We start from the raw sequence: 25,887 nt of genomic DNA, 5'->3' as shown, positions 1-25,887 counted from the left end.
TGGGTTAGCCCTTCGAGACGACCGCGCGGCCGTAGGGCGGCTGGGCCGCGACCGGCGGGTTGGCGGTCTGGGCGGCGAGTTCGCCGATCAGGCGGTCGGCATCGGCGGCCATGCCGTCGGGCGCCTGGATCACCAGCCGCTCCAGCCCCCAGCGATAGGACGAGACGCGCTGCTCGAGGCACTGCTGCACCCACTGGATGATCAGCGAATTCTCCTGCATGCGCTCGACCGCGTCCTCCTTCTCCTTCGACGAGAGGGAGGAGACACGCGCCATGCTGGCATTGCGCTTCTTGTCGAGGTCGATGACGCGGATCGCGGAGGCGAAGAACGGCTCGAAGCGGGTGATGTCGTTGCGCACGTCCTCCATCAGCTGCGTGTAGCGCGAAGAATGCGAACGGTGCGGCTCGTCGATCAGTGTGCGACCATACATGGTGCGGTCGAACACGATCTTTTGCCGCCAGGGCGAGGGCAGCGCCTTGTAGTCGCCGAACACGCTCTTCCAGGCGGGCCGCGACAGCGGCGGCTCGATCAGCGGATAAGCGAGGTCGCGAAGCTGGCGCTCTTCGTCGGTGAGCTGGAACTGGGATGGCTTGAGGCCGACGCTGGAGGTGACTTCCGCGCCCAGCCAGCGATGCATGTCGTCGCTGCGCATGTCGGCGCGGGTCCGGCCGAAATCGCCACCACTACAGGCGGCAAGCGTCGCGCCCAGCACTGCGAGCATGATGGCCGTTACGACCGGCCGGATCTGGCGGAGGTTCTCCGGCATTTCAAGGCCGAAGGCTAGCGGCGACGACGACGGCGCCCCGGCGCTGTGCCCTGCTCCGGCCCGTGATCGCCGCTGGTTTCGTCGCTCTCGCGCTCGATGCGGATCACGGGAAGGATCAAAATCGTGCCCATGTCCGCGCGCGGAGCCACGTCCCCCGACGCGCTCACCCGGCGACCGGCCGGAAATTCGATGATGGTCCCCATATCAGCTCTCTTCAATTGCCGCGCGACCCGGCGCGCCTCTGCAACATGCATTCATTAAGATCAGTTCATGGTTAACGGGGTGTAAACGTGCCGGCGGGACCGTAACCGCACGGGCGGGACCCGGCCGTCCCGTTGCGGCACGAGAACGCTTCAAATTGCCCGTTCGGCTTCACGCCTCGTTTTCCTTAACGAGCCTTTAAAGGAGCCCGCGATAGGCTGGCGGCGAGTATCTCTTCCAGGTCGCGTATCTCTCCATGACCAAGTCGTTGTTTCCAGGATTCGACGGGCTGATGACCCTCTCCCGTCGCGAAGGCGTCGATGTTCGTCCGACGCTGCTGCGCGTGCTGACCGACCTCTATGTCCAGTCGAGCACCCATAGCGACGACGAGCAGCGCCAGTTCGTCGAGCTCGCCACACGACTAATCGACCAGGTCGACGACGCGACGCGCGCGGCCGTCAAGGCGCGGCTTGCGATCTATCCGTCGACGCCCGCGCCGATCATGCAGAAGCTCGGACTGTCGGCCGCGCAGGAGGGCCGCAGGGTTCCGCTCGCGCGCGAAATCCCGGCGCCCGTCCCTGCCCCCGCTCCTGTCCCCTTGCCGGTTCGCACGCCTAGCGACGCCGAGCTGCGCATGGCCTCGAACATGGCGATGCAGCCAAAGGACGCGGCCGATATCCACGACATGTTCTTCCGCGCTGGCGCTACCGAGCGCGCGCTGATCCTGCACAATCTGGCGGAGACGCCGCTGAAGGCCGCGCCGCGGATTCCGACCGTCCGCGCCAAGCGCGCGATCCAGATCCTCGAGATGGCGGCGATCGCGGGCGATGTCGAGAATTTCATCTTCGAGCTTTGCGACAGCCTGATCCTGCCCTCGCGCGTCGCAGCCCAGATCGTCGACGATGCAAGCGGCGAAGCGCTCGCGGTCGCCGCGCGCGCACTCGACATGCCAAGCCCGGTGTTCCAGCGCATTCTGCTGTTCTTCAAGCCGGAGATCGGCAACTCCGTGACCGACGTGTACCGACTGTCGCGGCTTTACGATCGCCTCAGCGACCGCGCGGCGCTGGTGATGCTGGCCGCCTGGCGCGGCTCGACGCTTGCCGTCACCCGGGCCAAGTACCAACCGTCGCTGCACGACAGCGAGCGCCAGCGCGCACGTGCGGGCGCAAGCCAGACGCGTCCAGGCGTGCAGCCCGGCTCCGCGCCTGCGGTGCGGACAGGGACTGACGGATCGGATCGTTAGGTCTTCGCCAGCTCGAGGAAATGCCGCCCGGCGCGGTCTTCGGTCTCGACGATCCAGATGTCGGAGTCGAAGCGGATCTCCTTGGTCAGACGCTCCTCCACCGCGGACTCCGGCATCGGCTGCGGCGCAAGCGGCACGAAGAAGCGATCGACCGGCCGACCGTCGTCATAAGAGGTCTGCGGCGCCGGCACATAGAGCATCGCATTGCCGTCGAGCAGCGAGACCTTCACGAACACCGCACCCGCCTCCTCGGCGCCGCGACGACGCACCGCGCCGTACACGCCCTCGGTCTGGCACCGGCGCAGATAGGCTGAGACCCAGATGTTTGATTTCAAACGCATGGAGGCCACGATAGGACAGCGCTGCAATCAGCACCAGCCTTCGCACAACATCACGACTATTCGACCGGGTGGCCGATCGCGGCGCCGAGCTCGCGGAGCAGGCGGTCGGACAGCTGGCCGGTGACCTGCATCTTGTGCTCGCGCTCGAATTTCTGGATCGCGGACTGGGTCTCGGCGCCCATCGCGCCCGTGATCTTCAAATTCCCGTAGCCGTATTCGGAGAGCGCGCGCTGCACGCCGACGATGCGCCGCGCGGCCGGGCCCTGCTGCACGGGGATTGGCGCCGGCGGACGTGAGACGGAGGGCGGCGCCGAAATCGTTTGCTTGACCAGATTGGTCATGGGATCGCCCGAGCGCGGCGTCGATGCAGTCGCCTCGACGGGCCTCTCAGGCGGCTTGTCTGCAGGTTTGGGCTCGGCACGAAACTCCGTCGCTCTCGGCTCGAGCGGAGAGGTATCGGCGCCGACGGGACGCGGACGGGGCAAGGGGTTCGACAGCGCCATGGACGACGGTGCGGGAAGATTGATCACGGTACCGAACATCGGCGCCGGGTGCCGGCCGGTCTGCAGGAACAGCGCATTGGCAACGATCGCGCCGATGGCGGCAACGGCGACGAGACCGGCCAGCGTATCCTTGGGGCTATGCAGCAGCACGCGCAGCACAAGATTGCGCTCGGTCTCGACATCGATGACCGCGGCCTTGGCGCCACGGCGGCGCGGAGCGGCTTCGTCCTTGGCAGACTTCTTAGGCACTTTTCTTCACCAGAGCGGGTTGGTCCTGAACCTGGTCGTGAGGATGGTCGTGAAGTTCGTGGTCCTGAAGTTCCTGGCGCAGCACCGGCGTCAAGGTCGCGATCTTGCTCTCGCTCGCCTTGCTGTCGGACATCTTGCCATCAGAAGTCTTCATATCAGACGTCTTGGCCTGCGGCGTGTAGACCAGCGGCAGCTTGACGGTGACGGCAGTGCCCTCGCCGAGCCTGCTTTGTACCGTCAATTCGCCGAGATGCAACGCCACCAGGCTCTTCACGATCGAAAGTCCGAGGCCGGTGCCTTCGTGACGGCGCTGATAGGTCTTGCCGGCCTGGAAGAACGGCGCGCCGATGCGCTTGAGATCGTCAGGCGCGATGCCTATACCGGTGTCGCTGACGCGCAGCGCAAGCTGTGAGCCCGAGACCGCGGCTGTGACGGTGACCTGACCGCCGCGCTCGGTGAACTTGACGGCGTTGGCGACGAGATTGAGCACGATCTGCTTGAAGGCGCGTGGATCGCCGGTCATGACAGGCAGGTCCTGCGGCGCATCGGTGACGAGATCGACGCCGTTCTCCCGCGCCTTCAGCGCCAGCAGATTGCAGCAATGCATCAATGATGCACGCGGCGCGAACGGTTCCGACGCCATCTCGAAATTGCCCGACTCCATCTTGGACATGTCCAGGATGCCGTTGACGACCGAGAGCAGATGCTGGCCGGAATCGTTGATGAGCTGGGCGTATTCCCTCCGCTGGGCCGCGCCCAGCATCAAGGTCTGCTCCTGCGTGATCATCTCGGAGAAACCGATGATGGCGTTGAGCGGCGTGCGCAGCTCATGGCTCATGGTGGCGAGGAAGCGCGTCTTGGCGGCGTCGGCCGCCTCTGCAGCGCTGCGTGCCTCGTCGAACGCCTGCTCTCCGAGCTTGCGGTCGGTGACATCGCGCATCACGGCGACGACATCGGCCTCGCGCGTGGCATCACGGCCCATATCCTGATCGAGCGGGCGGCACCGCATCTCGACCCAGATGAAGTCAACCTGGCCGCGTTCCGAGCCGGCACGTTCCCGGCGCAACCGGAACTCGACGCTGCGCACGTCGCCGCGCCCAGCATCGGACAGCGCCGTCAGATACGCCGGCCGATCGGCGACATGGACCCGATCGAACAGGCCGTGGCCGAGCAGTTGCGCGACGGGCACGCCGAGCATGGCTTCCACTGCCGGTGAAATGAACTGCACCGCGCCGTTTCGCTGATGCCGCGAGATGACGTCGCTCATATTCCGCGCCAGGAGGCGGTAACGCTCCTCCTCCCGCGACAGCAGCGCCACGCTGGTGCGCGCGAGCGATTCCGCACCGAAGGCCAGGCCCGCGGCATAGAGCGTCGCCGAGGCGACGCCGAACGCCATCAGCACGCCGCGTTCCGCGGCGCTGGTGTCGCCAATCGGCAGCCAGCCGAGCTGGCTGACGAGGATCAGGATGCCGGCGCAGGACAGTGCCAGCAGCGATGCAAAGGCCGCGACGCGGCGCGAGGCCGACAGCGCAGCTTCGAGGGGGACCACGACCAGCCAGATCGCGGCGAAGGATTCGATGCCGCCAGTCGTCACCGCCACCGCCATGATCAGGCCCGACAGCGCCAGCGACGACAGCACATGCGCGCCTTCGTAACGGCCGGTGCGCGACAGGAACCAGGACAACAGGATCGGCGCAATCAGCCAGGCGAAGGCCGCGACCTCGATCGCGCTCGGCGCGCCGCGCATGGCGAGATAGACCGGGAATGCAGCAAAAGCGGCCAGGCTGCCGAGCAACCGCGGGGCCATGAAGGCACGATGGCGCGCTCGCGTCAGCGCGTCGTAACGCGCGGAGGGATGCAGCAGCGCATCGAGACAATCGCGGATGATACTCAAAACTGTCACGGGTCTCGCGCTTCGGCTCATTCGTCGGGAAGACGCGCCGGAACGCCTCCTTATCGTTGAGCCACCGTGTCAGAGCGACCTTAAACGAACACTAAGGCAGCGCGGCGCGCCGCCGGACACCGCGTCATCGCAGGGCTTTTTAGACGATTTGACGACGTCATCGGCGGGGATGGTGAACACAGGGTTTCCCCGTGATCCGCATGGTTTCGAAATGGTGGACGGGCGCGGCCGCAGAGCTCACGGCACGGACGTCAATCGAAAATTTACGACACCGTCGATTGCAAAGATTCTTGAGTCAATTTTCCGCGAATTAAGCGGAAGGCAATCACTTGCGATTTATCGAGAGTTGCTAGGTCCGACATCCGCGGAGATCGCCGCGACGGGGTCTAACATACAGGTCGCAAGATGCGCTTTCTGCTTCGCATCACATTCTGGCTCGGGCTGGTGCTGGTGCTCCTGCCGCGGGACAAGACGCCCGAATCGGACAAGCTGCCGCAGATCGGGGCTGCCGACGCGGTGCAGGCTGCGACCGCGGCCGTCTCCGACATGACCCAGTTCTGCAAGCGCCAGCCCGCAGCCTGCGAGGTCGGCGGACAGGCCGCGACCATCATCGGCCAGCGCGCGCAGGACGGTGCGAAGAAGATCTACCAGATCATCAACGACAAGAAAGAGCAGTTCGAGAAGCCCGACAAGAAGGCGCCCGACCACACCGGCTCGATCGCGCTGGCCGGCGAAGGCGATACCGCAACCAGCGAAGCGCCGCGCGACACCCTGTCCCAGGACGACCTCGCGCTGGAATGGCGCGGCCCTGCGCCCGCGACAGCGAATTAGCGCCCAAACCCTATCGATTTCGGCGCTTTGCGTCCCTATATTGGCCTGAACGGGAACTTTGGGCCAGCATGACGACGATCGACGAAATCAGGGATAATTTCGAGATTCTGGACGAGTGGGACGACCGCTATCGGTACGTCATCGAGCTCGGCCGCACCCTGGAACCGATGTCCGAGGCTGAGCATTCGGCCGAGAACAAGGTCAATGGCTGTGTCAGCCAGGTCTGGCTTCAGAAGCTGATCGATCATCGCGATGGCGGCCCGCCGGTCCTGACATATCGCGGCGACAGTGACGCCCACATCGTGCGCGGGCTGGTCGCAATCGTGCTGTCGCTTTACTCCGGACGCACGCCTCAGGAGATTCTTGCAACCGATGCCATTGCCGTATTCGACGAGTTCGGCTTTCGCGATCATCTGACGCCGCAGCGTTCCAACGGCCTGCGCTCGATGGTCGAGCGCATCAAGACCGACGCGAAAGAGGCGCTCGCGGAAGCGTCGTAGAAATTCTATTTCCGCTTCCGCTGCTGCTGTCCCAGTCCCATCTGCTTCGCAAGCTGCGAGCGGGCCACCGCATAGTTTGGCGCGACCATGGGATAGTCGGCCGGCAGGCCCCATTTCTCGCGATATTGCTCCGGCGTCATGTTGTATTGGGTGCGCAGATGGCGCTTCAGCGACTTGAAGCGCTTGCCGTCTTCCAGGCAGACCAGATAATCGGGCGCGATCGACTTCTTCAGCGAGACCGCCGGCTTCGCGGGCTCAAGCGGCACCGTCTCGGTGCGGCCCGACGAAACGCGCACCAGCGCGCCATGCACCTGGCTGATCAGGTTCGGAATCTCAGCCGCAGGCGTCGGATTATTGCTGAGATAGGCCGACACGATGCCTGCCGTCAGCTCAATGAAATTCTTAGCCCCGGCATCCGACATCGCCCCGCCTTTCTCCACCTTGCGTCTCACGGAGAGACGACGTCAGAGTATTCCGTGTCAACAATACGTTTGGCTGAAATGGGACGACTGAGGAGTATGGGCTGATTTACTGACGAACCAACAAGAACGCCAGCGCTTTACTTGGCTGCGCCAGAGTTGCCTACGCCCGCTCTTCAAGCGCCCCGCTGGTCAAGGTGGGAGCGCAGTTCGTCGATCGAGGCAAAGCGCATCATCCCCTCCGGCATCTGGGCTTCGATCGAGCCATCGGAGTAGAGCGAATAGGCCATGCCGTCGACGATGCCGGATTTGAGCACGGTCACGGGCGCCTGCTCGGCCGCGGCCGTCGGCTCCGGTGCAGGTGGCGGAGCAGCCTCCGCGAAGGTCGACGGTGAGCGTGGTGGCGGGCGCCGCGAGGCGGCCGGCGGCTCTGCAGGCCTCATGCGATCCGGCTTCGGCCAGGCGTCGTCAAAGCTCGCAGGCGGCGCCTCCGGGGCGGCAGGCTCCCCCGACGGCTCGGCATGCGGCAGCGGCGGCACGCCCTCGCCGGTCTTCGCCTCCGCGCGCTCGCGCTCCTTGCGGGAGGTCGAGGCGAACAGCAAGTTGCGCCGGCGCGGCGGCTCCGGAACCTCAGGCGGGCTCGGAGCTTCCGGCGGTGGCGGAGGTTCGACGCCCGGTCGCTCGCGCGCGGCTGCTTCGTTCTGCCAGGGCGGCGGGCCTGCGGCCGGCAATGGCGGCGCCGGCTCCATCTTCTCCGCGCCCGGCTCACGCGAGGGGGCAGGCGTTCCAGGCATCCCGAGACCCGGCAGTACGGGCCGGACCCGAACGTCGGATGGTGCGATTGATCCAGCGAGCCGGCGGGCCATGCCCTTCAATTCCGCAACCACGACGTAGAGGCCGGCCAGTAACATTCCGGAGCAGACGCCGATGGTGCCGGAGATTATGAGGGTACTGCCGAGACTGAATTCCCTGACGGTGAAGCCGAACAGGATCGCAAGGAGGCCCGCCAAAACGGCGAAAATCCCCGCGATCAACAATGCCAACGCCATCGAACTCACCCCCGGCCGCGCAGCCACACGCGACACTCGTTACGCAACGATACCGTCATCCGGTGTTCCACGCCAACGTCGAATTATAGCCTGCGTTCCTAAAGGAAAGGAAATCAGGGACTTATTCACATTCCCTTCAGCTACGGCTCGCTACTTCTAAGCTGCTCTCGATGTGGTCGGATTTGCTGCGTTGCATCAGGAATTTAGCCATAATGCCCAATTACTTGGTAATGGAACTGCGCTATAGGGATTCCGGGGAGCAGGCCCGCGCGCACCAGCAGGGCCAAGAGGGGATTCCGGGTCACCAATAGCCATGACATCCATCACGACTTCGGCGATCGACACGCCTCTGCGGCGCTCGGTTGAACGGACTTGCGACGATCTCGCCATGCTGGTGCTGGCTGCGGTCGCCGTCATTGCCGGTTTGACCTTCCGCGACTACGGGCTCGGCTGGGACGACTACACCCACGCCGAATATGCTGACCTGCTGCTGCGCATGTTCGGTTCCGGTTTCAAGGACACCGCGGCACTCTCCTTCGCCAACCTTTACATGTATGGCGGCGGCTTCGACATGGTCGCGGCTCTCCTGCACAAGGTGATTCCGCTCGAGCTGTTCGAGACGCGCCGTCTGGTCGGCGCCGTCGTCGGCGTGATCGGACTTGCGGTGACGTGGCGGCTCGGCCGCCGAGTCGGTGGCCCCCTTGCGGGACTTGCCTCACTCCTGCTGCTCGCGCTCTGCCCGATCTTCTACGGCCACATGTTCATGAACCCGAAGGATGCGCCCTTCGCGGTGGCCATGATCATCCTGATGCTGGGTCTCGTCCGCCTCGCCGAGGAATATCCGCAGCCTTCGCCGCGCACGATCCTGATCGTCGGCCTTGGTGCCGGCCTCTCGCTCGGCACCCGCATCCTCGGCGGCCTTGCGCTGGTCTATGCCGTGATCGGCTTCATGCCGCTGTTCCTGGAGGAACTGCGTAGCGAGGGCCTGCGCGAGTCGGTCCGCCGCTTCGCTTATGTCGTCTACGTGCTGCTGCCCGGCCTCGTGCTTGGCTACCTCGTGATGGGGCTGATCTGGCCGTGGTCGATCATGGAGCCCGGCAATCCCTTCGAGGCGCTGACCTACTTCTCGCACTTCTTCGAGAAACCCTGGAAGGAGATGTTCGACGGCGCGATCGTATCCGTGCCCGACATGCCCTGGTCCTATCTGCCGACGCTGTTCGCGCTTCAGTTGCCCGAGGTGATGCTGGTGCTGATGTTCGGCGCCGTGATCGGCACCTTCGCACTGCTGCCGCGTCGCGAGGTTCCCGCCCGCCGCAAGACCATCCTGCTGATGCTCACGCTCGCCGCGACGCTGCCGCTGGCGATCGCGATGGTGAAGCGGCCGGCGCTGTACAACGGCATCCGCCATTTCGTCTTCGTGATCCCGCCGATGGCGGTGCTCGGCGGCGTCGCCTTTGGCTGGGCCATGCAGCGGCTGCGCGCCAATCACCGCACCTGGCAGCCGGTCGTGCTCGCCACCTTCTGCTTTGGCTTGGCGCTTTCGCTCGCCGAGATGATCCGCCTGCATCCTTATCAATACACCCACTTCAACCACATCGCCGGCACCGTGCGCGGCGCCGACGACCGCTTCATGCTGGATTATTGGGGCCTGGCGCTGAAGCAGGCCTCGGACGAATTGCGCAAGCAACTGGTGGAACGCCAGGAAGTGCCGCCGCGCAACCGCAAATGGAAGGTCGCCGTGTGCGGTCCGCAGCGCCCCGCCCAGGTCGCGCTCGGCCCCGACTTCACCATCGGCTGGGATTCCAATGCCGCCGACTTCGCCATGACGCTCGGTGAATTCTACTGCAAGGGCCTCACCGCGCCCGTGCTGGTCGAGATCAAGCGCGACGACGTGGTGTTCGCCCGCGTCTACGACATCCGCGGCAGCAGCATTTCCAGCCTGCTCTCGATCCCGGCACCGTAATAAATTTCTCCGGATCGTAGCCCGGGTGAGCGCGGCGACATCCGGGGCCTATCAGGCAGCCCCGCATGTCGCTTCGCTCATGCGGACTACGCTGGACTGCCGCGCTTTGTGTGCCTTGCTGGCAGCTCGCGGCAGGACTACGCTACCTCCCCGCAACAACGATGTTCGGAGAGATCAACCATGTCGCCAGCGGAAGCGCGCCTGAAGGAAGTGCCGTCGAACATGACGGAGGCCGAGTGGCAGCAACGGGTCAATCTCGCCGCCTGCTATCGCCTCGTCTCGCTCTACGGCTGGGACGATTTGGTCGACACCCACATCTCCGCGCGCGTGCCCGGCCCCGACCATCATTTCCTCATCAATCCCTACGGGCTGATGTTCGACGAGATCACGGCGTCGAGCCTCGTCAAAGTCGATCTGCACGGCAACCAGCTCTCCGAGAGCGAGTACAGCATCAACCCCGCCGGCTTCACCATCCATTCGGCGATCCACGAGGTGCGCGAGGACGCCATCTGCGTGCTGCATCTCCACACCCTCGACGGCACCGCGGTCTCGAGCAGCGCCGAAGGCCTGCTGCCGCTGAACCAGACCGCCCAGCTCGTCACCCACGACCTCGCCTATCACGACTACGAGGGCATCGCGCTCGACCACGACGAGCGGCCGCGGCTGCAGAAGGACCTCGGCGACCACAACCACATGCTGCTGCGCAACCACGGCACGATGACGGTCGGCCGTTCGGTGGCCTCGGCCTTCGAGCGCATGTATCACCTTGAGCGGGCCTGCTCGATGCAGGTACGTACGCGCGCGCTGGGCACGCCGGTCTATCCGGTCGACGATGTCGCCATCGACAAGAACACCGAGCTGCTCGCCAACCGCGACCGCGCCGAGTTGCGCGCCACCAACCTCGTGTGGCCGCCACTGCTGCGCAAGCTGGACCGCGAGCTTCCGGGCTACCGCTCTTGAGATTTTCGGGATTTGGTGTAGGGTAGGTCTCAACACCCTCTACACATTTTCGGAATGAAACGCCGCCCAATTCCGGGCGGCGTTTTTATTTGGCCCCGTCATTGCGAGGAGCGAAGCGACGAAGCAATCCAGGCTGTCTCCGCGGAGAGATTCTGGATTGCTTCGCTACGCTCGGAATGACGAGGACAGAGCGCCCGCTACTTCACCTCCGCCAGCGCCGCGAGGATGCGCGCCCAGGAACGGATGCCTTTCTGGAAGCTGCGGAGGTCGTACTTCTCGTTCGGCGAGTGGATATTGTCGTCGTCGAGGCCGAAACCAACAAGCAGCGAATCCAGCCCCAGCGTGCGCTTGAAGTCCGCGACGATCGGGATCGAGGCGCCCGAGCCCATCAGCACGGTCTCCTTGCCCCATTCCTCGGTCAGCGCGGTCTTGGCCGCGGCGAGCGGCTTCATGTTCCAGTCGAGCGCAATCGCGGGCCCGGCAGAGTGGTCGCCGAACTCGACCTTGCAGTCCCCCGGAATGCGCGCCGTCACGTACTCGCGGAAAGCCTTGCGGATCTTCGCGGGATCCTGGCCTCCGACCAGCCGGAACGAGACCTTGGCCGACGCGTGCGACGGGATCACCGTCTTCGAGCCCTCACCGATATAACCGCCCCAGATGCCGTTGACGTCACAGGTCGGACGCGTGGAAGCCTGCTCGACCGGGAGCCTGCCCTTCTCGCCGGCCGGTATCGATAGCCCAACGGGCTTGAGGAACGTGTCCGGCGTGAAATCGAGCTTCTTCCACTGCGCGAGAACGTCCGGCGGCGTGTCCTTCACCCCGTCATAGAAACCCGGAATGGTGATACGGTTGTCATCGTCGAACAGCCCGCCGAGAATTTTGGTCAGCACCCGGATCGGGTTCATCGCGCTGCCGCCGAACACGCCGGAATGCAGGTCGCGATTGGCGGCGGTGATCTTGAGCTCCTCATAGAGCAGACCGCGCAGCGAGGTCGTGATCGCAGGCGTGTTGCGGTCCCACATGCCGGTGTCGCAGACCAGCACGTAGTCAGCCTTAAACTCGTCCTTGTTGGCTTCGATGAAGGGCACGAAGTTCTTCGAGCCGACTTCTTCCTCGCCTTCGATCAGGAAAGTGACGTCGATCGGCAGCGATCCCGTCACCTTCTTCCAGGCGCGGCAGGCCTCGACGAAAGTCATGACCTGACCCTTGTCGTCCTCGGCGCCGCGCGCCACGATGATCTTGCGGCCGTCGGCATGGTCGGTCACAACAGGCTCAAATGGCGGACGGTGCCAGAGCTCGATCGGATCGACCGGCTGCACATCATAGTGGCCGTAGAACAGCACATGCGGCCGGCCGCCCGCGACGCTCTTGCCGACGACCGCGGGGTGGCCGGCGGTTGGCCTCACTTCAGTCGCAACGCCGAGGCTCGCGATGTCCCTGGCAAGATGCTCGGCCGCCGCCTTGCAATCGGCCGCGAAGGCCGGATCGGCGGAGATCGACTTGATCCGCAACAGCGAGAACAGGCGCTCCAGGCTGTTGTCGAACTCCTTGTCGATGTGGTCGAGCACGGATTGAAGCTGCGCATTTGCCATTGTCGTATTCCCTGCGTTCGAATCCCAAGACGTCGGGGCTCAAGCTGTCTTCTCAAGAACTATCGGCTTTTAGCGCTGCCGCGGCGTTGGGGCCAGCCGCAACCGGCGGATGCCGGATGTGCCATGCGAGACTAGCTGCGAGGACCGCTGTGGCGACCAGGTTATTGCCCCAGGCCTGAAAGACATTGGGAAACCACGGCAGTGCCAGCAGCATGAGCATGCCGGCGGCGCCAAGGGAAAGCCAGGTTCCCAGGCGCACGTTCGCCCGCTCGTCGAAGGCGGCACGATGCATCAGCACCGTCATCGGGAAGAACAGCCACATGAAGTAGTATTGCCGCGCCAGGGGCGATGCCACCGTCATCAGGCAGAACAGGATGCCGAGCTCCTCGGCGTCCGACCGCGCCGTACGCTGCCCCTGCCGTGGCATGACCGCGACGAAGGCGAGTCCGAGCAACGCCGACAGCGCCAGCACGATCCAGTTCGCCGTCCTGTAATCGACGTCGATGACATTCATCGTGCGCGGCGGCTTGTTGGCATCTTCCTGATTGTAGTTGATCGGCCGGACCAGCCGGTGCGTGACGGCAATGAGGGACTGGTTCACCCACGACCAGTTCTGCTCGTCGCGCTGGCCAAATCCCTTTTCGGAGCTCGACCCGACCATGCCCTGATACCAGGACTTGACCTCGGCGGCGTTGCGCTCGAAGCCGCGTATGGGGGCCGGCACGATATAGAGAAGCATGCCGGTGAAGGCGACCGTAGCGACGGCGGCTCCCCAGTTTCGACGCCAGACCAGATAGGGCAGCACCGCAATGGGAAACACTTTGATGGCGGTGGCGAGCGCGAACATGAAGCCTGCAAGCCAGGAGCGCTGATGCTGCAAGCTCCAGAAGCCGTAGAGCATCATCGCCAGCAGGACGAGGTTCGGCTGGCCGAGATCGAACATGTCGAACACAAAAGTCACGGTGACGAGAGCGGGCAGCGCCTCCAGCCAGGGGCCGGGCCTGTGGCCCGAACCAGTCATGGCGTTGGAAAACATTCCCGTGTACCACCACGCCACAATATTAAGGATCGACAGCACGGTGTAGAGCGCGACCTTGCCGAACCAACTCGGGATCGCCAGCAGGATTGCCGGCAGCGGTGGGTAGATGAACTCGAAGTACTCATGGATGTCGCCGGGATAGAGCGGCCCACCCTGCAAGACCTGCCGCCCAGCCCAGTACCACAGCCCGTAATCCTTGGTCTTGCCGTGCCCGAAGATCTCGGGACCGAGGACGTCGGCGGCCAGGATGAAGCAGCAGAGCAGGAAGAGCAGGTCGAGCGGCGCACGCAGCGACAGGGTTCGGAGTGCGCCGGGTTTGGTAAAAGATTCAGGTGAGGTCACGGTGTGGTCCAGTCATGGGCCATAGCACCTAGCAGACCGATAGAAGGTTGGAGAGTCCTGTTCACCCGAATTTGTACCCGCCGCGCACAAGCGGCGGGTTTGCGGGCGAATTGCCTCAAACAGGGCTTTCTGCCTAGCGACGCAGCAAGCCGCCGAGCGCGCCGCGGACCAGCGTGCGGCCGATCGAGCCACCGAGCTGGCCGGCGACCGACTTGCCGATATTGGCCGCCATCCCCCCGATCACCTGGTTGGTCACCGATCGGGTCATGTCGCGCGCGATGACCTGGCCCGTCGACAGGCGGCCGCGCTTGACGTTGGTGCCGAAGATGGTGCCGACGATCGAGCCGATCTGGCCGAGAATGCCGCCGCCTCCACCGCCCGCCGCGCCTGGATCGGCAGTCGCAGCAGTGCCGGCAATGCGCTTCTGGATCATCTCGTAGGCGGACTCCGCATCGACGGCGGTGTCGTATTTGCCCTTCACCGGGCTTGCATCCATGATCGCCTTGCGCTCTTCCGGCGTGATCGGTCCGATCCGGGCCGATGGCGGCCGGATCATCACTCGCTCGACCATCGCCGGCGTGCCGTTGCCTTCGAGAAAGGACACCAGCGCCTCGCCCTTGCCGAGCTCCATGATCACCTTGGCAGTGTCGAGCTTCGGGTTGGGCCGGAAGGTCTGGGCCGCGGCGGCGACCGCCTTCTGGTCGCGTGGGGTGAAGGCGCGGAGCGCGTGCTGCACCCGGTTGCCCAATTGTCCGAGCACGCGGTCGGGCACGTCGACCGGGTTTTGCGTGACGAAATAAACGCCGACGCCTTTGGAGCGGATCAGGCGCACCACCTGCTCGATCTTGTCCATCAGCGCCTTGGGCGCGTCGTTGAACAGCAGATGCGCTTCGTCGAAGAAGAAGACCAGCTTCGGCTTGGGCAGGTCACCGGCCTCGGGCAGCTCTTCGAACAGCTCCGACAGCATCCACAGCAGGAATGTCGCGTAAAGCCGTGGGCTCTGCAGCAGCTTGTCGGCGACGAGGATGTTGACCATGCCGCGGCCGTCGCGGTCGGTCTTCATGAAGTCTTTCAGCGTCAGCGCCGGCTCGCCGAAGAATTTGGTGGCGCCCTGATTCTCCAGCACCAGAAGCTGGCGCTGGATGGTGCCGACAGTGGCCTTGGTGACGTTACCAAAACCCTGCGCCGCCTTCTTGATCTCGGCAAGCGGACTCTCCTCGGCATCCGCCCCCTTCTTGCCGGCGTCGGGCACGATGGCATCGAGCAGCGCGCGCAGATCCTTCATGTCGATCAGCGTCAGCCCGTTGTCGTCGGCGACGCGGAAGGCGACATTGAGCACGCCTTCCTGCACATCGTTCAGGTCGAGCATACGTGCGAGCAGCAGCGGGCCCATTTCCGTGACGGTCGCCCGCACCGGGTGGCCCTGCTCGCCGAACACGTCCCAGAACACCGTCGAGAACTGGTCGGGCTGGAACGTCAGTCCCATCTCGGTGGCGCGCTTGACGATGAAATCTTTGGCTTCGCCGACTTCGGAGATGCCGGAGAGGTCGCCCTTGATGTCGGCCGCGAACACTGGAACACCGGCGCGCGCAAATCCTTCTGCCATCACTTGCAGCGAGACCGTCTTGCCGGTTCCGGTTGCACCCGTGACGAGGCCGTGGCGATTGGCGAACGCCAGCGTCAGCCATGCCTGCTCGCTTCCTTTACCGACGAAGATCTTGTCGTCGGTATCACCGAGCTTGCTGTCCTGTGCGGTCATTATGCCCTGATCTCTCTGCCTTGTTTCGCATATCGAAACTCGAATGCACCAGTTCCGTAGTTTAACGCATATCGCGCGCTGATTGAAACCATTCAACGCGCTCCGGGCATGCGACATCGTCGGAAACATGCGAGTGACATCAGCCGAAAGTAGGAACGACGCATTCGCATCGCGGCATTTTTCTGCCGATTTCATCTCCGCCCTTGCATCGCTGCAACACTTCTCGCGCGTTCGAGAATGAATCGGAACGTTGATGGCGTTCATCGCTTGTATTTCAGATCACGCCGGCTCAAGATCATTTTCGAAAGCAATACTCCGGCATGTGAACCGGCTGAGGGGCGGCCATATGGACGAGCTGATCGGGCGGCTGGCGACAAACGCCAGCATAGATGGTGCTGTCGCTGAAAAGACCGTCGGCATTATCCTGGGCTTCCTCCGCAACGAGGGTCCTTCCGACAGCGTCCAGGTCCTCATCGACCAGATTCCAGGTGCAGAAGCGGCAATCGAGGCGTCCCGCAGCGGCGGAGGACTGTCGCGGCTGATGGGCGGCGGCTTGATGGCGGTCGGCACGCGCCTGATGGGCCTGGGAGTTGGCATGGCCGAGATTCAGAACATCGCCCGTGAACTTTTTCGCTTCGGCCGAGACAAAATCGGAGCGGATCAGATGGGCAAGATCATCGCGGGGACCCCGGGCCTCAGCCAGTTCGCCTGACGCCTGCGCATTTCACATCGAGTATCATGACATATCCGATCTCCGAGATTGAGGGCCTGTCGGCCTTTGCCGCCAACAAGTTGAAGGCGCAGGGTATCCGCACCACCGATGCGTTGCTCGAGGCGGCTTCGACCGTGAAGGGCCGCAAGGCGCTCTCCGCCAAGACCGGCATCAGCGAGCAGTTGCTGCTGGAATGGGCCAACGTCTCCGACTACATGCGCATCCCCGGCATGGGCCGGGCCAAGGTCGGCCTGGTCCGCGCCGCGGGCGTCACCACCGTGCGCGAGCTCGCCTACCGAAATCCGGCAAGGCTGGCCCAGAGCATGCGGGATGCCAACGAGAAGAAAAAGCTCCTCCGCATCCTGCCCTCGGAAAAGTCGGTCGGCGACATCATCGCCAAGGCGAAGAAGCTGCCGCCGAAGATCTCGTATTGATCCAGGGACAAGGCTGGGCAGATAGAGCACCGCTCCTTCCCGGTCGTCATTGCGAGCGCAGCGAAGCAATCCAGAGTCCCTCCGCAGCGGCAGCCTGGATTGCTTCGCTACGCTCGTAATGACGGAGCGTGGCAAGAGCATCGCGCCCTCACTGGCCCCTGAGTGCATTGGGCGACTGGATCGCCCCCCAATCCCGCCTTGAATCCCCCCTCCCCGACCGCTAAAGCGGGCCGCATGAATGCCTCGCCCTCTCCATCCGTCCCGGCGGCCGGTTCAGTCGGGCCTGACGTGCTGCGGACGCTGCTGGAGCGGCCGATCCCGGCGGTGATGGGCGTGCTCAACGTCACTCCGGATTCATTCTCCGACGGCGGCGAATTCATCGCGCCCGAGCAGGCGCTCGCGCGGGCACGGGCGATGTTCGAGGCCGGGGTCGACATCATCGATATCGGTGCCGAGTCCACCCGGCCCTACAAGGGCGCTCGGCCGGTCACGGCGCAAGACGAGCTGGCGCGGCTGCGGCCGGTGCTATCGGAGATCGTGGCGCTCGGTGTGCCCGTCTCGATCGACAGCATGAAGGCGGAAGTGGTGGCCTTCGCGCTCGATCAGGGCGCGGCGATTGCAAACGACGTCTGGGGCCTGCAGCGCGATGCCGCCATGGCGCCGCTGATTGGCGCGAGAAGCGCCCCCGTCATCGTCATGCACAACCGCGACAGCGTCGATCCCGCCATCGATATCGTCGTGGACATGAAAGCGTTTTTCCTGCGTTCGCTGGAGATCGCGGCAAAAGCCGGCATCGCCCGCGACAAGATCGTGCTCGATCCCGGCATCGGCTTCGGCAAGACGGCCGAACAAAGCATGACCGCGCTGGCGCGACTTCGCGAGCTCGACATGTTTGGCCTGCCGATCCTCGTTGGCGCCTCGCGAAAACGCTTCATCGCTTCGGTGTCGCCGTCGGAGCCGACAGAGCGGCTCGCCGGCTCGATCGCCGCGCATCTGATCGCCGCGCAGCGCGGCGCGAAAATCATCCGGACACACGACGTCGCCGAGACCTTGCAGGCCCTGCGAGTGGCGCACGCAATCGAGAGCAAGCCATGACCGATACGATCTTCGTGAGCGGCCTGTCGATCCATGCCCGCCACGGCGTGATGGAGCACGAGACCGAGGTCGGCCAGCGTTTTGTCATCGACCTCGAGCTCTATACCGACCTGTCGGAGCCGTCGCGCAGCGACCGGCTCGCCGACACCGTGTCTTACGCCGACGTCGTGGCGACGACCACCGCGGCCTTCAAGAACACCAATTACAAGCTGCTGGAGCGCGCGGCCGGCGCGGTCGCCGATGCCATCCTGTCGCACTTTCCGCGTATCCGCGCCGTGAAGATCACCGTGCACAAGCCGCATGCGCCGATCGCCGCGATCTTCGACGACGTCGGAATCATGCTGACGCGTTCGCGGCACCCCTGACATGGCAAGCGTCCTGATTGCACTCGGCGGCAATGTCGGCGATGTCCGCGCGACGTTCCAGAAGGCGATCGCCCATATCTGCGGCATGGCGCAGGCTGCGTTGATCGCGCGCTCGTCGGACTATACGACCCCGCCCTGGGGCGACGAGGACCAGGCTCCCTTCATCAACGCCTGCATCGAGATCGAGACCGATCTCGATCCGCATGCGCTGCTGTTCGTGATGCAGAAGGTCGAGCAGAAATTCGGCCGCTCGCGCGATAAGGAGCGGCGCTGGGGCCCGCGCACGCTCGATCTCGACATGATCGCCTATGACGATGTGTCGATGCAGAAGCCCGATCTGACCCTGCCGCATCCGCGCCTGTTCGAGCGCGCCTTTGTGCTGGTGCCGCTGGCCGAGATCGCGCCCGACCGCGTGATCGCAGGCATTCGTGTCCGTGACGGTCTCGCCAGCGTCTCGACACAAGGCATTGAGCGGCTTCCGGATACCGGTTAACCAAAAACAACCGTTTGCAGGGACGGCCGGCCGTGGCAATTTCGCCTGCGAACAACAAGATTTTTCGGGAGCCCTTCGCCGCATGACCTCCGCGACTGACGACCTGCCGCTGGCGGCGGATTTTCCCAAGGCGACCGTCGACGACTGGCGCAAGCTGGTCGATGGCGTGCTGAAGGGCGCGCCGTTCGAGAAGCTGGTCGGCAAGACCTATGACGGAATCAGGATCGATCCGCTCTATCCGCGCGCCAAAGGCGTTGCGCCCGTGGTGGGTCGGCCGGCGGCGGCACCCTGGCAGATCATGCAGCGGATCGACCATCCCGATGCAAGTGCAGCGAATGCACAGGCACTGACCGATCTCGAAAATGGCGCGACAGGGCTTGCGCTGGTGTTCGCCGGCGGCAATGCCGCTCACGGTTTCGGGCTGGAACCGACCGCAGACGCAATCGCGAAGATCTTGAAGGACGTCCATCTCGACGCCGCCATCGGGCTGGAGCTCGAGATCGGTCCGCAATCGCGGATGGCGGCGATCCACGTCGCGGAATATGTGAAGAGCAACGGCATCGATCCCGCGGCCTGCGACATCCGCTTCGGGCTCGACCCGCTTGCGGCCGGCGCGGTGTGGGGCCACAGCCCCTATACCTGGGACGAGATCGTTCCGGCCGTCACTGGCGGCATCAAGGGCCTCGCCGCGCTCGGCTTCAAGGGACCGTTCGCATCAGCCGACGGACGCGTCGTCCACGATGCCGGTGGCTCGGAGGTGCAGGAGCTCGCCTTCGTGCTCGCCTGCGGCATCGCCTATTTGCGCGCGATCGAGGGCGCGGGCGTTCCGCTGGAGCAGGCGCAGGGCATGGTCTATGCGCGGCTTGCCGCGGATGCAGATCAGTTCCTCACCATGGCAAAATTCCGCGCCTTGCGGCTGCTGTGGGCGCGTATCGAGACGGCGTGCGGGCTCGCGCCAAAACCGCTGTTCATCGCCGCCGATACCGCCTGGCGCATGCTGACGCAACGCGATCCCTATGTGAACATGCTGCGCGCGACCATGGCGACGTTTGCGGCCGGCCTTGCCGGCGCCAACGCGATCACCGTGCTGCCGCATACGCTCGCGCTCGGCCTGCCCGATCCGTTCGCGCGGCGCGTGGCGCGCAATACGCAGCTCGTGCTGCTGGAAGAGAGCAATCTCGCCAAGGTCAGCGATCCCGCGGCAGGCGCAGGCGGCATCGAGACTCTGACGGGCCAGCTCTGCGACGCCGCCTGGGCGCTATTCCAGGAGAGCGAGAAAGCCGGCGGCGCCTTCTCTGCGCTTCAGCAGGGCCTGTTCCGGAGCAAGGTCGCGGCCGCGCGAAAAGCCCGCGACGCCAACATCGCAAAACGCCGCGACGTGCTGACCGGCGCCAGCGAGTTTCCGAACCTGCACGAGAACAAGACGATGGTGCTGAAGGCGACGCCGATCGCGCTGGCGCCTTATGGCGAGCAAAAATACAAGTTCGACCCGCTGCCGCCGATCCGGCTTGCGGAACCGTTCGAGGCGCTGCGCGACAAATCCGATGCGGCCTTGAAGGCACACGGCGCGCGGCCGAAAGTGTTCTTGGCCAATCTCGGCACGCCCGCCGATTTCACGGCGCGCGCGACCTTTGCCAAGAGCTTGTTCGAGACCGGCGGCATCCAGGCCGTCGACAGCCAGGGCTTCGCCGATTCGGCCCAGTTAGCTGCCGCCTTCAAGGCCTCCGGTGCCGGGCTCGCCTGCCTTTGTTCCAGCGACAAGGTCTATGCGGAACACGCCGAAGCCGCGGCGCAGGCCCTGCAAACCGCCGGCGCCCGACTTATCTATCTGGCAGGCCGCCCGACCGATGCCGAGGCGGCGCTGCGTGCAGCCGGCGTCACCGGTTTTGTCTTCGCCGGGGGCGACGCGTTTGCGACATTGCAAGACACGTATCGACGGATGGAGCAGGCATGACCGAAGCCAGCAAACCAGTTCTCACCGGCGGCTGCCAATGCGGGGCAGTGCGCTTTGGAGTCACGACGGCGCCGAACAGGGTTTCGATCTGTCACTGCCGGATGTGCCAGAAGGCGAGCGGGGCGCCGTTCGCTTCCTTTGCCGACATCAACAAGACGGACTTTGCATGGACCAAGGGCAAGCCGTCGTTCTTCCGCTCCTCCTCCATCGCCGAGCGCGGCTTTTGCGCCGCCTGCGGCACGCCGCTAAGCTTTGGCCGCATCGACGGCGACCGGATCGAGATCATGACCGGCGCGTTCGACCGCCCCGATCACGTGGTGCCGACGCGGCAGTTCGGTTCCGAGTCCCGTCTCGGCTGGGTGGTCGGGATCGCCAATCTACCAAGCCAGACCACGCAGCAAAATTACGGGCCGGAGAAGATGGCAACCATCGTCAGCCATCAGCATCCCGACCATGATTGAGCGCCCATGATATGGTTGAAACCATGAGCCGCATTCCTGATTTCGCAGACATCGCCTTCGAGCGCACCACAAGCGCCGCGCCATCAGGCAGCGCCGAGCCGTGGCTGACGCCCGAGGGCATTCTGGTGAAGCCCGCTTATGGCGAGGCCGACCTGGCCGGGCTCGACTTCCTCGAGACCTATCCGGGCATCGCGCCTTATCTGCGCGGCCCCTACCCGACCATGTACGTCAACCAGCCCTGGACCGTCAGGCAATATGCCGGCTTCTCCACGGCGGAGGATTCCAACGCGTTCTACCGCCGCAACCTCGCGGCCGGACAGAAGGGCCTCTCGGTCGCGTTCGATCTCGCCACCCATCGCGGCTATGACAGCGACCATCCGCGCGTCGGCGGCGACGTCGGCATGGCCGGCGTCGCTATCGATTCCATCTACGACATGCGCACGCTGTTCGCGGGCATTCCGCTCGACCAGATGAGCGTGTCCATGACCATGAACGGCGCGGTGCTGCCGATCCTCGCGCTCTACGTTGCGGCCGCCGAGGAACAGGGCGTGCCGCCGGAGAAGCTCTCAGGGACCATTCAGAACGACATTCTGAAAGAGTTCATGGTGCGCAACACCTATATCTATCCGCCCGCGCCTTCGATGCGGATCATCTCGGACATCTTCGCCTACACCTCGCAGAAGATGCCGAAATACAATTCGATCTCGATCTCCGGCTATCACATGCAGGAGGCCGGGGCGACGCAGGACCTCGAGCTCGCCTATACGCTGGCCGACGGCGTCGAATATCTGCGGGCCGGCCTTGCAGCGGGCCTCGATGTCGACCGCTTCGCGCCGCGCCTGTCGTTCTTCTGGGCGACCGGCATGAACTTCTTCATGGAAGTGGCCAAGATGCGCGCCGCGCGGCTGCTCTGGGCGAAGCTGCTGAAGCCGTTCAACCCCAGGGATCCGCGCTCGCTGTCACTGCGCACGCATTGCCAGACATCCGGCTGGTCGCTGACCGCGCAGGACGTCTTCAACAACGTCATGCGCACGACGGTGGAAGCGATGGCGGCGACGCAGGGTCATACCCAGTCGCTGCACACCAACGCGCTCGACGAGGCGCTCGCTTTGCCGACCGACTTTTCGGCGCGCATTGCCCGCAACACCCAGCTCTTCCTGCAGCAGGAGAGCGGCACCACCCGCATCATCGATCCCTGGGGCGGCTCGTATTATGTCGAGCGTCTCACGCGCGACCTCGCCGCCAAGGCCTGGGGCCACATCCAGGAGGTCGAGGAACTCGGCGGCATGGCCAAGGCGATCGAGGCCGGCGTACCAAAGCTGCGCATCGAGGAAGCCTCGGCCAAGACCCAGGCCCGCATCGATGCCGGCAAACAGGCGGTGATCGGCGTCAACAAATACAAGCCGACCGACGAAGCTCCGATCGATATCCTCAAGGTCGACAATACCAATGTCCGCCGGCTCCAGATCGACAAGCTGACGCGGCTGAAGTTCGAACGCAACCAGAAGGACGTCGAGGCCGCGCTCGCCGCGCTGACGCGCTCGGCCGGCGAAGGCAACGGCAATCTGCTCGCGCTCGCCATTGATGCCGCTCGCGCGAAGGCAACCGTCGGCGAAATCTCGGACGCGATGGAGAAGGTGTTCGGCCGGCACCGCGCCGAGATCAAATCCATCACCGGCGTCTACAAGCGGGAGGCGTCCAGCATGGGTAACCGGGTCGAGAAAGTTCAGGCGCTGATCGATGCCTTCGAGGAGGCGGAAGGCCGCCGTCCGCGCATCCTGGTCGCAAAAATCGGTCAGGACGGTCACGACCGCGGCCAGAAGGTGATCGCGTCGGCCTTCGCCGATATCGGCTTCGACGTCGACATCGGGCCGCTGTTCGCGACTGCCGACGAAGCCGCGCGCCAGGCGGTCGAGAACGACGTCCACATTCTCGGCGTCTCCTCGCTTGCGGCCGCCCATCTCACAGCCGTGCCCGAACTGAAAGCCGCGCTGAAGAAGCAAGGCCGCGACGACATCATGATCATCGTCGGCGGCGTGGTGCCGCCACAGGATTACGACGCGCTCTACGCGGCCGGCGCGGAAGCGATCTTCCCACCGGGCACGGTGATTGCGGACGCGGCCGAAGAGCTGATCCGCAAGCTGAACGCCCGGCTCGGACATAGCGAGGCGGCGGAGTAGGTCGCCATCGCTCTTCGAAAGGACAGTGCGTGATATTTTCCGCGCCGGCGTTCATGCGCGCGCTAGCTGTGGTCGCAGCTTGCAGCGCGTTGTTGGCTACCGCCCATGCCGCCGATCCCAAGCCCGACGCGGTCATCAAGACCAAGAGCATCGAGGCGCGTGTCCTCCTCGACGACAAGATCAAGGCTGCCCCGACGCTGGCGGCGAATTGCCTAGCCGAAGGCAGGAAGTGGATCGACAAGAACGCAGCAGAAGCCGCCGCCTCGCGCAAAGAGGATCCGCAGTTCTTCAAGGAAGGCGGCTGGGACTTTGAGCGCAAATATGCGGTCCGCTCCGTCGTCGCCGACCGCTATGTCAGCATCCTGCGCAACGACTACATGGACACTCACGGCGCCCATCCCAATTCCGACGTGAACACGGTCGTGTGGGACAAGGCCGAAGGCAAGCGCATCTCCATCCGCCCGTTCTTCACCGAGACCGCCGACAACGGCCCGGCCATGAAGGCGATGGTGCAGGCGGTGATCGCCTCACTGAAAATCGAGAAGAAGAAGCGCGGCGCCGGCGAGACCGCGACCGACGAGTGGTTTAAGGAGCTCGCACCGAGCCTGCTCAAGATCGGCGCGGTGACGCTCGCGCCCTCAACCGACGCGGGCAAGAGTTCCGGGCTCACCTTCCACTATCCGCCCTACGCAGTCGGCCCTTACGCCGAGGGCGAATATGTCGCGTTCGTGCCGTGGGAAGCGCTGAAGCCCTATCTCACCGCGGAAGGCACCCGCATCTTCGGCGGCGCGCGGCCGAAGAGCGACGCGGACGAGCCGCAGTGATCATGTTGAGCAGCGACAGCTTGCTCGCAGAGCGCTGGTAGCGCTGCCTTGCAGCCGCGCTGCAAAGCCGACTAGAATGTCGCCATTGACAAGAGCGCCTGACTCATGGGCGCCGTTGGGAGGCATTGATGTCCAAGATTACGCGCCGCACCTTTGCGGCTTCATCTGCCGCAGTCGCGGCATCCGCCGCATTCGGCCTCACACCCGCACTTGCGCAAGCCTACCCGGCGCGGCCCGTCACCGTGATCGTGCCCTGGGGCGCGGGCGGCGGTACCGACGCGACTGCGCGCATTGTCGCGGCGCTTCTGGAGAAGGATCTCGGCCAGCCGTTCAACGTAGTCAATCGCACCGGCGGCTCCGGCGTCGTCGGCCATACCGCGATCGCGACCGCGCAGCCTGATGGCTACACCATCGGCATGCTCACGGTCGAAATCTCGATGATGCACTGGCAAGGGCTGACCGAGCTGGCGCCGAAGAGCTACACCCCGCTGGCACTGATGAACGAAGATCCCCCGGGCATCCAGGTCTCCTCCTCCTCGCCTTACAAGACGGTGAAGGAACTCGCGGAAGCCATCAAGGCGGCCCCGCCCGGCAAGTTCAAGGCCTCCGGCACCGGCCAGGGCGGGATCTGGCATCTCGCGCTGGTCGGCTGGATGCAGGCGATGGGCCTGCCCGCCAACCAGGTCGCCTGGGTGCCGTCGAACGGCGCCGCCCCCGCGATGCAGGACCTCGCCGCTGGCGGCCTCGACCTGACCACCTGCTCGGTGCCGGAAGCCCGCGCCATCATCGAGGCCGGCAAGGCCCGGAGCCTTGCCATCATGGCCCCGGCGCGCAATCCGATCTTCAAGGACGTGCCGACGCTGAAGGAGGCGATGGGCATCGACTACGCGACCGGCGCCTGGCGCGGCATCGCCGGGCCGAAGAACCTGCCGCCGGAGATCGCAACGAAGCTCACCGCGGCGCTGCAGAAGGTCTACGACTCCGCCGAATTCAAGGACTTCATGAGCAATCGCGGCTTCGGCACCGTGTGGGGCGATGCCGGCCAGTTCGCAAGCTTCATGGACAAGGGGGACGCCCAGATGGGCGAAGCGATGAAGGCGGCGGGTCTGAGCAAGGCGTGACCCTGGGATCATTTCCCGACTACACGCGCTGATCGCCTCTCTCTCCTCCCGCGCGGGGAGAGAGAGAATACCTCACATAGGATTCTCCCATGCGTCTTCCGGACTCGGTCACGGGATCGTTTCTCGTCGTGCTCGGCACAGCAGCCGCCTATGGCGGCTGGCTGCTGCCGCCGGTGCCCGGGCAGCCGGTCGGTCCCAACGTATTTCCGCTCGTGATCGGCATTGGGCTTGCGCTGTGCGGGCTCGCGATCGTGTTCGGGATCGGCCACACCTTCGAGGAGGCGGAAGAGCTGATCCCGCTCGAGGATGGCCAGGCAGCGGCTGCCCCGCCGCCGCAGGGAAAGTTGTACGGCCTGCGCGCGCTGCTGCCCCCGGCGCTGCTTCTGTTCTACGTGGTCGCGGCCGACCGCCTCGGCTTCATCGTCACCGCGGCGATCATGGTCTACGTCACCTCGACCGCGTTGGGGGCGAAGTGGAAGCTAGCGCTGCCGCTCGCAGCGCTGGCGCCGTTCGCCATCCACCTGATCTTCGGCAAGCTGCTGCGCGTGCCGCTTCCCGCCGGCCTGTTGCCGACGCCCTGGTGATCCC

At 64.8% G+C, this 25,887-nt stretch carries 26 protein-coding genes; 16 read left to right on the top strand and 10 right to left on the bottom strand.

Features of this window, described 5'->3' with window-relative positions:
- Positions 1 to 4 precede the first annotated feature (4 nt).
- Complete coding sequence (locus N551_RS0124075) at positions 5 to 766, bottom strand: hypothetical protein (RefSeq protein ID WP_027569070.1); 762 nt, start codon at positions 764 to 766, stop codon at positions 5 to 7.
- A 14-nt stretch (positions 767 to 780) separates the two neighbouring features.
- A complete protein-coding gene (locus N551_RS0124070; RefSeq protein WP_027516916.1) occupies positions 781 to 969 on the bottom strand; it encodes a hypothetical protein in 189 nt (62 codons plus the stop codon).
- 254 nt (positions 970 to 1,223) lie between these two features.
- Here N551_RS0124070 and N551_RS0124065 point away from each other — a divergent pair, with 254 nt between their 5' ends.
- On the top strand, positions 1,224 to 2,210 hold the full coding sequence (locus N551_RS0124065) for a DUF2336 domain-containing protein (protein ID WP_027569069.1): 987 nt from the start codon (positions 1,224 to 1,226) through the stop codon (positions 2,208 to 2,210).
- Here N551_RS0124065 and N551_RS0124060 read toward each other — a convergent pair.
- Genes N551_RS0124060 through N551_RS0124050 form a run of 3 tightly spaced genes read right to left on the bottom strand, consistent with a single transcriptional unit; the run spans position 2,207 to position 5,227 of the window.
- Complete coding sequence (locus tag N551_RS0124060) at positions 2,207 to 2,551, bottom strand: DUF1491 family protein (RefSeq protein ID WP_027569068.1); 345 nt, start codon at positions 2,549 to 2,551, stop codon at positions 2,207 to 2,209. The genes N551_RS0124065 and N551_RS0124060 overlap by 4 nt on opposite strands.
- Positions 2,552 to 2,607: 56 nt before the next feature.
- Positions 2,608 to 3,303 carry a peptidoglycan-binding domain-containing protein gene (locus tag N551_RS0124055; protein WP_027569067.1) on the bottom strand — a complete coding sequence of 232 codons (696 nt, stop codon included), beginning with the start codon at positions 3,301 to 3,303 and terminating at the stop codon, positions 2,608 to 2,610.
- Positions 3,296 to 5,227: a PAS domain-containing sensor histidine kinase gene (locus N551_RS0124050; protein ID WP_155809914.1), complete on the bottom strand. Its 1,932-nt coding sequence runs from the start codon at positions 5,225 to 5,227 to the stop codon at positions 3,296 to 3,298. The genes N551_RS0124055 and N551_RS0124050 overlap by 8 nt, the downstream gene beginning before the upstream one ends.
- Positions 5,228 to 5,611: 384 nt before the next feature.
- Between N551_RS0124050 and N551_RS0124045 the strand changes: the two genes are divergently transcribed.
- Both N551_RS0124045 and N551_RS0124040 read left to right on the top strand, forming a co-directional pair.
- Complete coding sequence (locus tag N551_RS0124045; RefSeq protein ID WP_027569065.1) at positions 5,612 to 6,037, top strand: DUF5330 domain-containing protein; 426 nt, start codon at positions 5,612 to 5,614, stop codon at positions 6,035 to 6,037.
- A gap of 68 nt (positions 6,038 to 6,105) precedes the next feature.
- Positions 6,106 to 6,537 carry a SufE family protein gene (locus N551_RS0124040; protein WP_027569064.1) on the top strand — a complete coding sequence of 144 codons (432 nt, stop codon included), beginning with the start codon at positions 6,106 to 6,108 and terminating at the stop codon, positions 6,535 to 6,537.
- Positions 6,538 to 6,542: 5 nt separating this feature from the next.
- Here N551_RS0124040 and N551_RS0124035 read toward each other — a convergent pair whose 3' ends face one another.
- Both N551_RS0124035 and N551_RS0124030 read right to left on the bottom strand, forming a co-directional pair.
- Positions 6,543 to 6,959 carry a MucR family transcriptional regulator gene (locus N551_RS0124035; RefSeq protein ID WP_027569063.1) on the bottom strand — a complete coding sequence of 139 codons (417 nt, stop codon included), beginning with the start codon at positions 6,957 to 6,959 and terminating at the stop codon, positions 6,543 to 6,545.
- A gap of 173 nt (positions 6,960 to 7,132) precedes the next feature.
- Entirely contained in the window at positions 7,133 to 8,005 is an 873-nt protein-coding gene (locus N551_RS0124030) for a hypothetical protein (RefSeq protein ID WP_027569062.1), read from the bottom strand.
- A gap of 313 nt (positions 8,006 to 8,318) precedes the next feature.
- On the opposite strand from N551_RS0124030, the gene N551_RS0124025 reads away from it, so the two are divergent.
- Positions 8,319 to 9,968, top strand: coding sequence for a glycosyltransferase family 39 protein (locus tag N551_RS0124025; protein ID WP_027569061.1), 1,650 nt, complete (start codon positions 8,319 to 8,321; stop codon positions 9,966 to 9,968).
- Between the two features lie 180 nt (positions 9,969 to 10,148).
- Positions 10,149 to 10,928, top strand: coding sequence for a class II aldolase/adducin family protein (locus N551_RS0124020; RefSeq protein ID WP_007593534.1), 780 nt, complete (start codon positions 10,149 to 10,151; stop codon positions 10,926 to 10,928).
- Between the two features lie 197 nt (positions 10,929 to 11,125).
- Here the strand turns inward: N551_RS0124020 and N551_RS0124015 are convergent, their stop codons facing one another.
- From N551_RS0124015 to N551_RS0124005, 3 genes are all read right to left on the bottom strand, one after another.
- A complete protein-coding gene (locus N551_RS0124015) occupies positions 11,126 to 12,520 on the bottom strand; it encodes a M20/M25/M40 family metallo-hydrolase (RefSeq protein ID WP_027569060.1) in 1,395 nt (464 codons plus the stop codon).
- Between the two features lie 52 nt (positions 12,521 to 12,572).
- Positions 12,573 to 13,901, bottom strand: coding sequence for a glycosyltransferase family 87 protein (locus N551_RS0124010; protein ID WP_027569059.1), 1,329 nt, complete (start codon positions 13,899 to 13,901; stop codon positions 12,573 to 12,575).
- Positions 13,902 to 14,034: 133 nt separating this feature from the next.
- Positions 14,035 to 15,660 carry a helicase HerA-like domain-containing protein gene (locus N551_RS0124005; RefSeq protein ID WP_027569058.1) on the bottom strand — a complete coding sequence of 542 codons (1,626 nt, stop codon included), beginning with the start codon at positions 15,658 to 15,660 and terminating at the stop codon, positions 14,035 to 14,037.
- Between the two features lie 346 nt (positions 15,661 to 16,006).
- On the opposite strand from N551_RS0124005, the gene N551_RS0124000 reads away from it, so the two are divergent.
- From N551_RS0124000 to N551_RS0123950, 11 genes are all read left to right on the top strand, one after another.
- The gene (locus tag N551_RS0124000) at positions 16,007 to 16,372 is read left to right on the top strand and encodes a hypothetical protein (protein ID WP_027569057.1); all 366 of its coding nucleotides are present in this window, start codon (positions 16,007 to 16,009) and stop codon (positions 16,370 to 16,372) included.
- A 26-nt stretch (positions 16,373 to 16,398) separates the two neighbouring features.
- On the top strand, positions 16,399 to 16,806 hold the full coding sequence (locus N551_RS0123995) for a DUF4332 domain-containing protein (RefSeq protein ID WP_007608193.1): 408 nt from the start codon (positions 16,399 to 16,401) through the stop codon (positions 16,804 to 16,806).
- 234 nt (positions 16,807 to 17,040) lie between these two features.
- Positions 17,041 to 17,901, top strand: coding sequence for a dihydropteroate synthase (gene folP, locus N551_RS0123990; RefSeq protein ID WP_027569056.1), 861 nt, complete (start codon positions 17,041 to 17,043; stop codon positions 17,899 to 17,901).
- Positions 17,898 to 18,266, top strand: coding sequence for a dihydroneopterin aldolase (gene folB, locus N551_RS0123985; protein ID WP_027516901.1), 369 nt, complete (start codon positions 17,898 to 17,900; stop codon positions 18,264 to 18,266). Before folP ends, folB begins: the two co-directional genes overlap by 4 nt.
- Before the next feature lies 1 nt (position 18,267).
- The gene (gene folK / locus N551_RS0123980; protein WP_027569055.1) at positions 18,268 to 18,759 is read left to right on the top strand and encodes a 2-amino-4-hydroxy-6-hydroxymethyldihydropteridine diphosphokinase; all 492 of its coding nucleotides are present in this window, start codon (positions 18,268 to 18,270) and stop codon (positions 18,757 to 18,759) included.
- A gap of 82 nt (positions 18,760 to 18,841) precedes the next feature.
- Positions 18,842 to 20,713 (top strand): methylmalonyl-CoA mutase subunit beta, encoded by a 1,872-nt coding sequence (locus N551_RS0123975; protein ID WP_027569054.1) that lies wholly within the window; start codon positions 18,842 to 18,844, stop codon positions 20,711 to 20,713.
- Positions 20,710 to 21,174 (top strand): GFA family protein, encoded by a 465-nt coding sequence (locus N551_RS0123970; protein WP_027569053.1) that lies wholly within the window; start codon positions 20,710 to 20,712, stop codon positions 21,172 to 21,174. Before N551_RS0123975 ends, N551_RS0123970 begins: the two co-directional genes overlap by 4 nt.
- A 23-nt stretch (positions 21,175 to 21,197) precedes the next feature.
- Positions 21,198 to 23,354: a methylmalonyl-CoA mutase gene (gene scpA, locus N551_RS0123965; RefSeq protein WP_027569052.1), complete on the top strand. Its 2,157-nt coding sequence runs from the start codon at positions 21,198 to 21,200 to the stop codon at positions 23,352 to 23,354.
- 53 nt (positions 23,355 to 23,407) lie between these two features.
- Entirely contained in the window at positions 23,408 to 24,178 is a 771-nt protein-coding gene (locus N551_RS0123960) for an RsiV family protein (RefSeq protein WP_155809993.1), read from the top strand.
- A 128-nt stretch (positions 24,179 to 24,306) separates the two neighbouring features.
- Positions 24,307 to 25,299 carry a tripartite tricarboxylate transporter substrate binding protein gene (locus N551_RS0123955; RefSeq protein WP_027569050.1) on the top strand — a complete coding sequence of 331 codons (993 nt, stop codon included), beginning with the start codon at positions 24,307 to 24,309 and terminating at the stop codon, positions 25,297 to 25,299.
- Positions 25,300 to 25,388: 89 nt separating this feature from the next.
- On the top strand, positions 25,389 to 25,883 hold the full coding sequence (locus tag N551_RS0123950; RefSeq protein ID WP_027569049.1) for a tripartite tricarboxylate transporter TctB family protein: 495 nt from the start codon (positions 25,389 to 25,391) through the stop codon (positions 25,881 to 25,883).
- Positions 25,884 to 25,887 lie beyond the last annotated feature (4 nt).

The organism is Bradyrhizobium sp. URHA0013 (genome assembly GCF_000518345.1).
In the GTDB taxonomy this organism is placed as follows: domain Bacteria; phylum Pseudomonadota; class Alphaproteobacteria; order Rhizobiales; family Xanthobacteraceae; genus Bradyrhizobium.
This window is presented reverse-complemented; position numbering and strand designations above follow the sequence as displayed.